The organism is Massilia sp. BGA-UO-ETr-WB1, from assembly GCF_059567845.1.
In genome coordinates this window covers 749769-762508 of sequence record NZ_JCAQOT010000023.1, presented here as the reverse complement: position 1 = coordinate 762508, position 12740 = coordinate 749769, and the positions used below count along the sequence as shown (strand labels likewise).

Genomic DNA, 12740 nt, shown 5'->3' with positions numbered 1-12740 from the left:
TTTAGAACGCCATCCGCAAGCCGGCGTTGACGCGGCGGCCCACGTCTTCCAGCGTCAGGAACTGGGTCTCGTTCAGCGCGTACTCGTGCATGCGCGAGTTGCCCAGGTTGATGGCGTCGACATACAGCGCCAGCGACGGCGTGATGTTGTAGCGCAGGCTGGCGTCGGTCTGGCCGTAGGCGGCGCGGTTGCGCGGCATGGTGCTGCCGCCGCCGCAGTCCACCGAGAAGTGGTTGCGCCAGTTGTAGCTCACGCGGGCCGAGAACTTGCTGTTCTCATAGAAGATCGAGCCGTTGTAGGACTGCGGCGACAACCCGGGGTAGCCGCAGGCCGACGGGCCGCCGTTGCGGGTGGCCTCCGCGTCCACGTAGGTGTAGTTGGCGGCCACGCCGAAACCCTGCAGCCACGGGATGGCGCTGTCGAAGGCGTACTGGCCGGCCAGCTCCAGGCCCTTGATCTTGCCCGATTGCCCGTTGCGGATGCGCGTGTCGTGCACCACTTCGCTGTATTGCGGTATCCGCATGTCCACCAGCTGGGTTTCCAGGAAGTTGGAGACCTTCTTCTGGAACAGCGCCGCGCTGACGTAGTTGGTCTTCGACAGATACCATTCATACGACACGTCGAAGTTCTTCGACTCCATCGGCTTCAGGTAGGGGTTGCCGCCGCCGGTCTGCACGTCGCCGAAGCGCCCGCCGTACCAGTTGTCCACGCCCATCTGGTTCAGGGTGGGACGGGTTTCGGTCTTGGAGGCGCCCAGGCGCAGCAGCATGTCGCTGGTCAGTTCGAATTTCAGGTTGGCCGACGGCAGCACGCTGTTATAGCTGTTGCTCACCGTGGTGGTGGTGGCCGGGCCGTAGTTCAGGATATAGGTGGTGTCGTTGGGGCTCTTGGTGGCCGACAGCAAGGTGCGGCTGATGCCGGTGGAGGCCGAGTTCACGTGCACCACGCGCACGCCGGCGTTGGCGGACCAGCCCTCGCCTTCCCATTTCGAGTCCACGAAGAAGCTCGATACCTTCTCCTTCACGCCCCACATGTTCGGCTTGGTGTAGTCGATCGCCATCGGGCCGTTCGGGTACTTGGTCTTGTCCGAGTACAGCGCCGGGTCGTTCGACTGCGCCAGCAGCGCCGGCTGGTTCAGGTAGTTCATGTAGGCGTAGGGGTCGAAGCTCAGGTAGGCGTCCGGCATCTTCACGTCGGCGCCCATGAACTTGTCCATCGGCGTGACCGTGAACAGCGACGACGGCAGCGACACGTGGTAGCCGCTGAAGGCGTTCCACGAGTCGCTGTTCCATTGGCTGCGGCCCACGCTGCGCTGCGAGTAGGCCACGCCGGTGTCGATGCCCTTGAAGTAGCCCAGTTCGTGGTTCCAGCCCAGGTTCAGGCGGCCTTCATGCAGCTTGTCGGTATTGCGGATGTCGCCGAAGGCCACGGCGTGGGCGCGCACGGCGGTGGGGTCGGCAATGCCGTCGCCGAAAGTGATGCTGGGGGTGCCGTTGAAGGTCAGCACGTCGCCGTTCTTCGGCACCATGCCGGCCACGATCCACATGTCCGGCGACCTGGAGTTGGTGCGCGAACTCGATATGTCGCCTTCCAGCTTCCATTCCGGCGCCAGCGCCCATTTCGAGTTCAGGCCGAACGCGCGCGTGGTCGACAGGCGGTCGCCGCCCTTGACGATCATGTCGTTGGAATTGGCCTCGCCCAGCAGCTTGCCGCTGCCGGCGATGGCCGGATTGTTGGCGAAGAAGGTGGAACCGGGCCGCAGGAAACTGGTGATCTGGTCGTTGGAGTCGTATTTGACGCCCAGCTGCTGCGGGTTGTTCCAGTCGCTGAAGGCGATCACCGCGTTTTCCTGGTCGAGGCGCGAGTACAGGGCGTCGGCGGTCAGCTTCCAGGTTGGCGATGGATTGTATTGCAGCGTCAGGTTGCCGACCAGGCGCTTGCGGGTTTCGTTCTCCTGCTGGAAGCCGTAGCTCTGCGGGATGTACAGCTTCTTGGTGGTGACGTCGGCCATCGTCAATCCCTTGGAATTGAGGTCGCCGTTGATCATGTTGACGTCGCGGTAGTTCCAGGCGTCGGTGACGGCCTTGTTCTGCTTCGACGCGCGGTCGGTGTAGGACAGGGAGCTGGTGACGCCGAAGCTGCGGTCGGCGTTGGCGAAGGAGTACATGCCGCTGGCATTGGGCGTGTGCTTCCTGGAGTTGGAATCCCAGGCGTCCGACACGCTGAGCACCGAGGTATGGCCGGTCTTGCCGGACAGCGGGCGCGCGGTCTGGATGTCCACCGTGGAGCCGATGCCGCCCTCGGGCAGGAAGGGCTGGGAGGTCTTGTAGACCAGCGCTTTCGAGATCAGGTCGGACGACAGCAGGTCGAAGGAAAACTCGCGGCCGCCGGTGTCGCTGGTCATGGTGCGGCCGTTCACCAGCACGTTGTTGAACTCCGGGCCCAGGCCGCGCACCGAGATGTAGCGCCCTTCGCCGTTGTTGCGCTGGATCTGCACGCCGGTCACGCGCTGCAGCGATTCGGCGATGTTCGTGTCCGGGAATTTGCCGGCGTCTTCGGCGGACACGGCGTCCACCACGCCGTCCTGCATGCGCTTGGTCGTCAGGGACGACGACAGCGAGGCGCGGATGCCGCTGACGATGACCTTGGGGCCGGCGTCCACGGCTTCCGCCGCCGTTTGCGCCGAGGCGCAGACGGACGTCAGCATTTCGGCGATGAGCGCCGCCAATACGGTTTTACGTATATTGTTGTTAGGCATGTTTTGTCTCCGATCGTTATATGTAAGGAACTTGGTAGTACCTGTTTCTCTCGTCGGTTTATTGTTTTGCCTGCTACATTGCATCCTACGTAGCTAAGCAATTGCAAACCAATCGTTTCTTTGTGAAACAGTATTCCGAAAACATATAACTACGGCACAGATGGGCAGCCCGCGGCTACCTGACGAGGCGTAGACGTCCCGCTTCTGCGCGCATTGCCTCGTTTTGCCTCGCTTTCCCGTGGAGGATGATTGCCGCTCGGGGCTAGCTGCTCACCGCCCGAAGAAAAGGCGAGGCAAAAAGAGACAAAAATGGGAGAAACGAGGCGACCGCCCGCAAGGCGATGCGCCCCGCCCTGCCAGGAAAACCTTATACGGCTTCGAGCACGCCCCGGCGCATCTGGTCCAGTTCGATGGATTCGAACAGCGCCTTGAAATTGCCTTCGCCGAAGCCCTGGTTGCCCTTGCGCTGGATGAATTCGAAGAACACGGGACCGAGCTGGTTTTCCGAGAAGATCTGCAGCAGCAGGTCGCCCGGCGCGCCGTCGACCAGGATCTTGCGCTTCTTCAGTTCCGCCAGCGATTCGCCGTGGCCGGGAATGCGGCGGTCCACCAGCTCGTAGTAGGTGTCGATGGTGTCGAGCAGATTGATGCCGCTGGCGCGCAGCGCGTCCACGGTGGCGTACAGGTCGCCGCTGCCCATGGCGATGTGCTGGATGCCTTCGCCGTTGTACATGTTCAGGTATTCGGTGATCTGGCCCGGGCGGTCGGTGCCCTCTTCATTGATCGGGATGCGCAGCTTGCCGCACGGGCTGGTCATGGCTTTCGACTTCACGCCGGTGACCTGGCCTTCGATGTCGAAGTAGCGGATTTCGCGGAAGTTGAACAGCGTCTCGTAGAAGCTGACCCACTCCGCCATGCGGCCGCGGTGCACATTGTGCGTCAGGTGGTCGATATAGGTCAGGCCGTGGCCGACCGGGTTCGGGTTGGCGCCGGGGATGGCTTCAAAGTCCGCGTCGTAGATGCTGATGTCGCCGATGGCGCCAGGCGTGGCGCCGTTCTTGCCCTTCCAGCGGTCCACCAGGTAGATCAGCGAATCGCCGATGCCCTTGATGGCGGGGATGTTCAGCTCCATCGGGCCGGGCTGGCCGCCGAAGCCCCAGGCGCCCAGTTCCAGCGCGCGGCGGTACGCTTTGCCCGCGTCCTGCACGCGGAAGGCGATGGCGCACACGGACGGGCCGTGCTGGCGCGCGAAGCGCTGCGCGAACGAATCCGGCTCGGCGTTGATGATGAAGTTGATTTCGCCCTGGCGGTACAGGGTCACGTTCTTGCAGCGGTGTTTGGCGATGGCCGTGAAGCCCATGGCTTCAAAGGTTTTGCCCATGGCGACCGGGTCCGGCGCCGCGTATTCGATGAACTCGAAACCATCCGTACCCATCGGGTTGTCCCACAATTCCAAAGTCATGCTGATCTCCTCAAGTAATAGAGAAATCTTATCCATTCCCGGCGAACGTTTCGTTCATAATGTGCACATTAATGCGTAGGTTACGCACAAACTGTGCACGAACAAGGGGATTTATGAGTACCATCAGCGTAGACCGGCACGACCTGGCCCTGCTGGCCGAATTGCAGCGCGACGGCCGCGCCACCAACAGCGCCATCGGCGAGAAAGTGCACCTGTCCACCTCGCAGGTGAGCCGCCGCATCCAGCGGCTGGAAGAAGCGCGCGTGATCGACCATTACGCCGCCATGCTGGATCCGCTGGTGGTGGGCCTGGGCGTGATGGCCTTCGTCCACGTGACGCTGGACCGCCACGGCACCGCCTGGGGCGACACCTTCGAGCAAGCGGTCAGCGACCTGCCCGAAGTGCTGGAGTGCTTTTCCGTGACCGGCGAGGCGGACTACGTGATCCGCGTGGTGTCGCACGACCTGGCCTCGTTTTCGGAGTTCATGATGAACCACCTGCTGCGCATTCCCGGCGTGACCAACGTGAAGTCGAACATTTCGCTGAAAAAGGTCAAGCAGGTGACGGAGCTGCCGCTGGACCATATCGCCCAGCCGCGCCCGTCCAAGATGCGGGTGCATTTCGCGCAGTAGCCGCAGCCCTACGCCCCTGTCGGCACCGTCTTACAAGAGCACGGCACGTGCTCCCCTTCAAGACGGTGCGGGCTGACTCCCATACTGGCCTTACTCACGACGTATTCATACAGGGTAAGGACAGACATGAACATCAGCATAGACAACGCCGCAGCAGCCATCCCGGCTGCCGCGCTGCAGCCGGCCGACGCGAAAGCGCTGTATGGGCTGCTGGCCGAGGGCGGCGAAAGCGCGGCCCAGCGCCAGGCCGCGCGCCATTTCCTCGAACAGCAACTCGGCCTGGCGGCAGCCATGCCCTGCGATTTTCCGGACGATCCGTCCGACGCTTCCATGTGGGTGGCCGCCAATGCGGCCCGCGTCGGCCTGCAATACCACGACTACCTGACCGCGCGCAGGCAGGGCGCGCCGCGCCGTTACTTCAGCGGCCAGGCCCACGCGCTGCACTTCCTGCGCGGCGCCGCGCCCACCAAGCTGGTGGACGGCGCCTGGCTTTACCCCATGCTGCAGCGCTGGCGCGACGAGCACCTGCACCCGCTCATCACCATCTACCTGGAAGAGCTGGGCAACGGCGTGCCGCACAAGAACCATGTGCTGCTATATAAAAACCTGCTGGCCTCGCACGGCATCGCCGACTGGCAGCAGCTCGGCGCCGGCTATTACACCCAGGGCGCCATCCAGCTCGCCTTCGCCCATTGCGGCGGCGACTTCCTGCCGGAGCTGATCGGCTTCAACCTGGGCTACGAACAGCTGCCGCTGCACCTGCTGATCACCGCCTACGAACTGAATGAGCTGGGAATCGATCCCTACTACTTCACCTTGCACGTCACGGTGGACAACGCCGCCACCGGCCACGCCAGCACCGCCCTGCAGGCGATGCGGGGCGCGCTGGCGCGCAGCGCCGACAAGCCGGCCTTCCTGCAGCGCCTGCGCGCGGGCATGCGGCTCAACGAACTCGGCACAGGCACGCTGTCCATCATCGACAGCTTCGACCTGGACGAGGAAGTGGCCGCCATGCTGGCCGCCAAAGCCGGGGTGGGGGCCAATATGCACTCGGACTACTGCCGCGTGGGCGGGCGCACCGTCAATGAATGGCTGGCCGATCCGGAACAGGTGCCCGATTTTCTGCGCCAGCTGGAGCAGCAAGGCTGGATACGGCGCGGCCAGGCGCCGGAGCACAGCCGATTCTGGCGCCTGGTGAATGGCGAGCGGGCCGAGATGTTCGGCGTGTTCACCGCCTATGAACAGCAGCTGCTGCACGACTGGATATGCACCGGGCCCGATGGGCAGGCCGTCGGGCAGCGCGTTGCCAGCTACCGCGCCCAGCGCCGCAGCCTGGAAGACGATGGCGCCGCCGGCCGCATCGCCCCCGGGCCGCCGCGCGGGCTGATACGGCACCGCTATGAAGGCGACGGGCAAGCGTGGCAGGGCTGCGAACTGCGCCAGCTGGAAGCGCAGCTGGCATCGTCGGGCCGCAACGAGGCGCTGGAGACACTGATTCCGCTGATGTCGCCGATGCACCACCACAGCCCCGCCGGGCTGATGGCGACCCGCATGTTCAGGCGGCTCCATGCCGGCGCGTGACGATGGCCGCCGCCTGGACACGGTCGCGCTGGTGCAGCTGGGCCACGCTCTGAAGGCCGCCGGCTACCGCTTCACAACCGTCACGCCGTGCACCCACGAGCGCGTGGTGGCGCGCGACCCGGGCGCGGCAGCGGCCTCGCTGGGCGGCGTGTTCGGCTGGAGCAGGCCTTATGCGACGCGCGCTGCAGCGGGTGCGGGTGCGGATGCGGATGCGGCGGTGCCGGACCACGTGGCCGAGATGATGGAGCGCAGCGGCATTGCCCTGCCGGCGCCGGACGGCGATGCCAACACCGGCCGCCTGCGCAGCGCGCTGCGCTGCTCCACGCTGGACGACCAGCTGTACTTCCATAGCGCCTACCCCACCAGCGACACCGGTTCCGTCTTCTTCGGCCCGGATACCTACCGCTACATCCGGGCGTTGCGCAGCGAGACGGCGGTGCGCGACAGCGCCGGGGCGCCGCCGCCGCGCCGCATCGCCGATTTGTGCTGCGGCGCGGGACCGGCCGCCATCGCGCTGGCCGGACGCTACCCGCAGGCCCAGGTGCTGGCCATCGACATCAACCGCGACGCGCTGGAGCTGACGCAGGTCAATGCCGAACTGGCGGGCGCGCGCAATGTGCAAGCCGTCATCAGCGACCTGCTGGGCGCCGTGGAGGGCGGCTTCGACCTGATCACCGCCAACCCGCCCTACCTGCTGGACGCCGCGCAGCGCAGCTACCGCCACGGCGGGGGCGAACTGGGCGAAGGGCTGGCGGTGCGCATCGTGGCAGCGGCGCTGCAGCGCCTGAACCCGGGCGGCGCGCTGATGCTCTACACCGGCGTGGCCATCGTCGACGGGAACGACGTGCTGCTGCGCCGCGCCGCGCCGCTGCTGGACGCCGCCGCGTGCACCTGGCGCTACGAGGAAATCGACCCGGACGTCTTTGGCGAAGAACTGGCTTTGCCGGCCTACGCCGCCGCCGACCGCATCGCCGCCGTCTGGCTGACGGTCATCAAGAACTGAAAAGCAGGGGTCGCATTATGAGTATGGACTTGGCAAACCCCACCCTGGTGGTGCACGGCGGCGCCGGCAAGGAACTGGAACACGGCTGCATCGAAGCCGCACAGCGCGGGCGCGGCCAACTGGGCGTGTCCACCCAGGCCGCCGCCATCGCAGCGGTGGCGGCGCTGGAAGACGAGGGCAGCTACAACGCCGGCGCGCGCAGCAACCGCGACATGCCTTGGGCGCAGGTGCAACATGATTAGGCCCGCCGCCTTGCTCGTCATCGGCGGCCACGAGGACCGCGACAACACCATGGTGGTGCTGCGCCGCTTCTTGGAGCTGGCGGGCGGCCCGGGCGCGCGCATCGTCGTGCTGACAGCCGCCAGCACGGTGCCCGAGCGCGTGTGGCCAAGCTACGCGCAGGCCTTCGCGGCCCTCGGCGCGCAGCACTGCCGCCACATCCACACGGCCAGCCGCGCCGAGGCCGAGGACGCCGCGCTGGCCGATGCGGTGGCGGCGGCGGATGGCATCTTCATCAGCGGCGGCGACCAGAAACGGCTGCTTGCCTGCCTGGGCGGCACCGCGCTGGAGCGCGCCATCCACGCCGCGCGTGCCGGGCGCGGCGCCTGCCTGGCCGGCACCAGCGCGGGCGCCTCGGCCATGTCGGCGCTGATGCTGGCCAAAGGGCACGCCGAACTGCTGCCCGAGAAAGGCGCCGTCAGCCTGGGCGCCGGATTCAGCCTGCTGCAGCGGGTGGTGATCGACCAGCATTTTTCCGAGCGCCACCGGCTGGCGCGGCTGCTGTCCGTGGTGGCGCAGAACCCGCAGCTGCTGGGCATCGGCATCGACGAGGACACCGCCTTGCTGGTCACGCCCGGCGAGAGCATCGAAGTGCTGGGCGAAGGCGCGGTGACGGTGCTCGACGGCCGCGGCATGAGCAGCAATATCGCCGACATCCGCCCGCACCGCACGCCGGAGATGCTGGGCGTGCTGCTGCACCTGCTGCCGGCCGGCTGCCGCCACACCCTGAACGACGCGCCCCCGGCGCTGCACGACTTGTTATGCACACTGACCGGAAAAAACCCCAGCCATAAAGATTAAGCCATGAAAATCATCGAACAACGCATCCTGCGCGGACCCAATCTATACTCCAACAGGCCATCGGTCCTGACCCTGCTCGACCTGGAGCAGCTGGACACGCCCACCGACCAGCTGCCGGGCTTCAGCGGGCGCCTGCTGGAGCTGCTGCCGGACCTGCACGAGCACCGCTGCTCGCTGGGCCAGTACAGCGGCTTCGTGCAATGCCTGCGCGGCGGCACCAGCCTGGCGCACGTGGTCGAGCACACCGCCATTGTGCTGCAGTGCCTGGCCGGCCCCAGCGTCGGCTTTGGCCGCACCCGCCCGGCCGAGCATCCGCCCGGCCAGCCGGGCACCCGCTACCGCGTGGTGTGCGCCTATGAAATCGAGCAGCTGGCCTGCCAGGCCGTGGACGAGGCGATGGCCCTGGCGCGCGCGCTGGCGGCCGGCCAGCCGTACGACCTGGAAGCGGCGCTGGAATCGCTGCGCGCCACCGCCGAACGCTACGCCATCGGCACCAGCACCGGCGCCGTGCTGGACGCCGCCGTCAAGCGCGGCATTCCCTTCTGGCGCCTGTCCGACCAGGCCAACCTGTTCCAGCTGGGCTGGGGCGCCAGGCAGAAGCGGCTGCATGCCACCATCACCGGCGACACCAGCCACGTGGCCGTGGGCGTGGCCAGCGACAAGCAGCTCACCAAGGCGCTGCTCAAGGAGGCCGGCGTGCCGGTGCCGCAAGGCGCCGTGGTGCGCAGCGCCGAGGAAGCGCAGCGCGCCGCCGCGCGGCTGCAGGGCCGCGTCACCGTGAAACCGCTGGACGGCAACCACGGGCGCGGCGTGAGCACGGCCTGCGCCACGCCGGAGGAAGTGGCGCAGGCCTTCGAGCTGGCGCGCCAGCACGGCCGCCAGGTCATCGTGGAGCGCCACATCGAGGGTCACGACTACCGCGTGCTGGTGGCCGGCACGCGCGTGGCGGCCGCCGCGCGGCGCCGCCCGCCCAGCGTCACCGGCGACGGCGCCGCCACCGTGCGCGCATTGGTGGAGCAGGAGAACCGCAATCCGGCGCGCGGCGAGGGGCACAGCAACATCCTGAGCACCATTCCGCTCGACGGCCCGGCCGAGACCGAACTGCGCAGGCAGGGCTACACATGGGATTCCGTGCCGCCGGACGGCGCGCTGGTGCTCTTGCGGGGCAACGCCAACCTGTCCAGCGGCGGCACCGCAGAAGACGTGACCGGCCTGCTGCCCGAGGAAACGCGCGAGCTGTGCGTGCGCGCCGCGCGCAAGGTGGGGCTGGAGGTGGCCGGCATCGACCTGGTGTGCGCCGACATCGCGCAGCCGCTGCGCGAACAGGGCGGCGCCGTCATTGAAGTGAACGCCGCGCCCGGCATCCGCATGCACCACTATCCCAGCGCCGGCACGCCGCGCGACGCGGCCGGCGCCATCGTCGACGCCATGTACGGCGACGGCGACGGCCGCATCCCGCTGATCGCCGTCACCGGCACCAACGGCAAGACCACCACCACCCTGATGCTGGACCACGCCGCGCGGCTGGCCGGCCGCTGCCCCGGCACCACCACCACCGAGGGCGTGTTCATCGACGGCAAGCGCATCGTCAAGGGCGACTGCAGCGGCTACTGGTCCGCGCGCAGCGTGCTGGCCGCGCCGGAGGTGGACATCGGGCTGCTGGAGACGGCGCGCGGCGGCATTCTCAAGCGCGGCCTGGCGTTCGACCGCTGCGACGTGGCGATTGTGCTCAACGTGACGGCCGACCACCTGGGGCTGGACGGCGTGGACACGCTGCAGCAGCTGGCCGAGGTGAAAGCCGTGGTGGCCCGCTCGGCATGGCGCGCGCTGGTGCTGAACGCGGAAGACCCGCTGTGCGCAGCCATGGCCGAGCAGCGCCGCAGCGGCGCCGAATTGATCTGGTTCGCGCTGGACGCCGACAACGCGCTGCTGCTGCGGCACCTGGAGCAAGGCGGCCGCGCCGCGTACCTGCAGGACGGCGCCCTGGTGCTGGCCGACGGCACGCGCCGCCACCACCTGCTGTGGGCGGCCGAAATGCCGTCCGCGCTGGGCGGCCACGCGCGCTACAGCATCGCCAACGCGCTGGCCTCGGCGGCGGCCCTGATGGCGGCCGGCTTCAGCGACGCGCAAATCGCGGCGGGCCTGGCCACCTTCGTCTCCAACGGCAGGAACAACCCGCTGCGCTCCAACGTGTTCAATGTGCGCGGCGTGCAGGTGGTGGTGGACTACGCCCACAACCCGGCCGCCTATGCCGCGCTGGCGCGCATGGCGCGCGGCCTGTCGGGCCGCAGCATCGTGGCCGTGGTCACCGCGCCGGGAGACCGCCGCGACGAAGACCTGCTGGCCGTGGGCCAGGCCTGCGGCGCCGCTTTCGACGAAGTGGTAGTGTATGAAGCCGAGGGGCGTGGCCGCCCGCTGGGCGAAACGGCCGGGCTGCTGTCGGCCGGCGCCCTGTCCGGCATGGCCAAGGGCCGCCGCGTGCACTGCCGCCTGGACGCGGCGGACGCGCTGCGGCAGGGCCTGGCGCTGTGCCAGGCGGGCGACGTGCTGGCGTTTGCCTGCGGCACTTCGCTGGCGGTGCTGGCCGACGCGCTGCGCGAGAGCGACCCGGAAACGGCGCAGTCCATCGCCGCCGACATCGCACATTAAATCAGGAGAAACATCATGGGAAACAACAAGCAAAGCGAGAAAGACCTCAGCGGCGCCGATCCGCGCAACTCGCAGCAAAGCGCTGCGGGCAACGTGGCCAACGGGCACCCGGCCAACAACGTCATCACGCCGCAGCGCGGCGGCATGCCGTCCACCGAGGAGGGCCGCACGACAGTGGACCGGGGCGCGGCCGACTTCTCGTCGCAACGCCACGGCCAGTCCGCCCAATCCGAGCAGTCGGCCCGCACCGGGGCGCCGGAAAGCGGCCCCACCAGGGGCGAGCGCGGCACGCGCGGCTCCGGCATGCCGGTCGACAGCGGCGCCGGCCAACTCGCCGACGACCGGCCCGGCCGCGACACGCCCAAGGGCGGCTGAGCGCCCCGGCAGCATGGACGGCAGCAGCGGCGGCCGCTGCCGGCTTCGGCCTGCACCTGACCAAGCCGATCGACTTCGTGCAGCTGCACCGGATGATCCTGGAGCGCAGCCCGGCACACAATCGGGCACACAATGCCGCGCCTCTCCCGCCGGCCGACCCGGCCTGCTAGAATCCGGAACGATATCCAAAGCAAGAGGCAGAACGTGGCAGACAAGAAGGCAGATTCCAAGACCGATGCCGAAACCAGGGGCGCGTACCGCAGCGGCGTGGCGGCGCGGCTGGCCGGGCTGCCGGTGGAGACGCTGCGCGTGTGGGAGCGCCGCTACAGCGTGTCCGGCGCGGACCGCTCGCCGCACGGCCAGCGCCTATATTCGGCCGAGCAGGTGCGCCGCCTTGGCTTGCTCAAGCGCGTGGTGGACCTGGGCCATCCGATCGGCACCGTCGCCGCCCTGCCCTTCGAGGAACTGGCCGCCATGACGCGCACGCTGCCGCCGCCGCCCGAGCTGGCGCGCGAAGGCGCCGCCGCGCCGCTTAGGGTGGCCGTGGTGGGCGCCGCCATGGCGCGCCGCCTGGCCGCCGTACGCACCGAGCCGGCGCTGGACATCGTCCACACCTGCGCCACGCTGGACGCCGTGCCGGCCGCCCTGCCCGGGGTGGCCGCCGACGTGCTGCTGATCGAATCGTCCGAAATGTCGGCCGACACCGTGCCGCTGATCGCCGCCGCGCGCGCTGCTGCGCCCGGCGCCGCGCTGGTGGTGATGTACCGCTTCTGCGACAGCGCCACCGTGCGGCGCCTGCGCGAACAAGGCTGCCTGGTGGCGCGCGTGCCGGCCGACCCGGCCGAAGTGGCGCTGCTGTGCAGTTCCGCGCTGGCCGGGCTGCCGCTGCAGGCGGCGCTGCCGGCCACGCCGCCGGCCGCGCCGCGCCGCCTGGACGAGCAGGCGCTCGCCATCCTGGCCAGCGCGCCGAACAGCATCAACTGCGAATGCCCGCGCCACCTGGCCGACATCCTGATGATGCTGGGCAGTTTCGAGCGCTACAGCCAGCAGTGCGCCTCGCGCAACGCGGACGACGCCGCGCTGCACCGGGAACTGAGCAATTCCGCCGGGCAGGCGCGCGTGCTGCTGGAAACGGCGCTGGAACGGCTGGCGCGCGCCGACGGCCTGCCGCTGCCGGCGTCGCTGGACGGCTAGCGCAGG

The 12740-nt window shown here is 68.2% G+C and carries 10 protein-coding genes; 8 read left to right on the top strand and 2 right to left on the bottom strand.

Annotated elements, in window-relative coordinates; all coding sequences use genetic code 11:
- Position 1: 1 nt before the first annotated feature.
- Together AC56DV_RS11825 and hppD are read right to left on the bottom strand one after the other, a co-directional pair.
- A complete protein-coding gene (locus AC56DV_RS11825) occupies positions 2 to 2758 on the bottom strand; it encodes a TonB-dependent receptor (RefSeq protein WP_496314470.1) in 2757 nt (918 codons plus the stop codon).
- Positions 2759 to 3125: 367 nt separating this feature from the next.
- Entirely contained in the window at positions 3126 to 4220 is a 1095-nt protein-coding gene (hppD, locus tag AC56DV_RS11820; protein WP_496314469.1) for a 4-hydroxyphenylpyruvate dioxygenase, read from the bottom strand.
- A gap of 113 nt (positions 4221 to 4333) precedes the next feature.
- On the opposite strand from hppD, the gene AC56DV_RS11815 reads away from it, so the two are divergent.
- The 8 genes from AC56DV_RS11815 to AC56DV_RS11780 all read left to right on the top strand — a co-directional run bounded on the left by AC56DV_RS11815 (position 4334) and on the right by AC56DV_RS11780 (position 12734).
- Positions 4334 to 4852, top strand: coding sequence for an Lrp/AsnC ligand binding domain-containing protein (locus AC56DV_RS11815; protein ID WP_494984774.1), 519 nt, complete (start codon positions 4334 to 4336; stop codon positions 4850 to 4852).
- 126 nt (positions 4853 to 4978) lie between these two features.
- A complete protein-coding gene (locus AC56DV_RS11810; RefSeq protein ID WP_496314468.1) occupies positions 4979 to 6433 on the top strand; it encodes an iron-containing redox enzyme family protein in 1455 nt (484 codons plus the stop codon).
- Entirely contained in the window at positions 6420 to 7436 is a 1017-nt protein-coding gene (locus AC56DV_RS11805) for a methyltransferase (protein WP_496314467.1), read from the top strand. The genes AC56DV_RS11810 and AC56DV_RS11805 overlap by 14 nt, the downstream gene beginning before the upstream one ends.
- Positions 7437 to 7465: 29 nt before the next feature.
- A complete protein-coding gene (locus tag AC56DV_RS11800) occupies positions 7466 to 7678 on the top strand; it encodes a hypothetical protein (RefSeq protein WP_496314466.1) in 213 nt (70 codons plus the stop codon).
- Positions 7671 to 8516 carry a cyanophycinase gene (locus AC56DV_RS11795; protein ID WP_496314465.1) on the top strand — a complete coding sequence of 282 codons (846 nt, stop codon included), beginning with the start codon at positions 7671 to 7673 and terminating at the stop codon, positions 8514 to 8516. The genes AC56DV_RS11800 and AC56DV_RS11795 overlap by 8 nt, the downstream gene beginning before the upstream one ends.
- Before the next feature lie 3 nt (positions 8517 to 8519).
- Complete coding sequence (gene cphA / locus AC56DV_RS11790) at positions 8520 to 11165, top strand: cyanophycin synthetase (protein WP_496314464.1); 2646 nt, start codon at positions 8520 to 8522, stop codon at positions 11163 to 11165.
- A gap of 15 nt (positions 11166 to 11180) precedes the next feature.
- Entirely contained in the window at positions 11181 to 11540 is a 360-nt protein-coding gene (locus tag AC56DV_RS11785) for a hypothetical protein (protein ID WP_496314463.1), read from the top strand.
- A gap of 204 nt (positions 11541 to 11744) precedes the next feature.
- Positions 11745 to 12734 (top strand): MerR family transcriptional regulator, encoded by a 990-nt coding sequence (locus AC56DV_RS11780; protein WP_496314462.1) that lies wholly within the window; start codon positions 11745 to 11747, stop codon positions 12732 to 12734.
- The last annotated feature ends 6 nt before the right edge of the window (positions 12735 to 12740 follow it).

What these genes read in the sequence shown, in the direction of transcription:
- AC56DV_RS11825 (WP_496314470.1), bottom strand. Translation starts at nt 2,758, where the DNA reads ATGCCTAACAACAATATACGTAAAACCGTATTGGCGGCGCTCATCGCC.
- hppD (WP_496314469.1), bottom strand. Translation starts at nt 4,220, where the DNA reads ATGACTTTGGAATTGTGGGACAACCCGATGGGTACGGATGGTTTCGAG.
- AC56DV_RS11815 (WP_494984774.1), top strand. Translation starts at nt 4,334, where the DNA reads ATGAGTACCATCAGCGTAGACCGGCACGACCTGGCCCTGCTGGCCGAA.
- AC56DV_RS11810 (WP_496314468.1), top strand. Translation starts at nt 4,979, where the DNA reads ATGAACATCAGCATAGACAACGCCGCAGCAGCCATCCCGGCTGCCGCG.
- AC56DV_RS11805 (WP_496314467.1), top strand. Translation starts at nt 6,420, where the DNA reads ATGCCGGCGCGTGACGATGGCCGCCGCCTGGACACGGTCGCGCTGGTG.
- AC56DV_RS11795 (WP_496314465.1), top strand. Translation starts at nt 7,671, where the DNA reads ATGATTAGGCCCGCCGCCTTGCTCGTCATCGGCGGCCACGAGGACCGC.
- cphA (WP_496314464.1), top strand. Translation starts at nt 8,520, where the DNA reads ATGAAAATCATCGAACAACGCATCCTGCGCGGACCCAATCTATACTCC.
- AC56DV_RS11785 (WP_496314463.1), top strand. Translation starts at nt 11,181, where the DNA reads ATGGGAAACAACAAGCAAAGCGAGAAAGACCTCAGCGGCGCCGATCCG.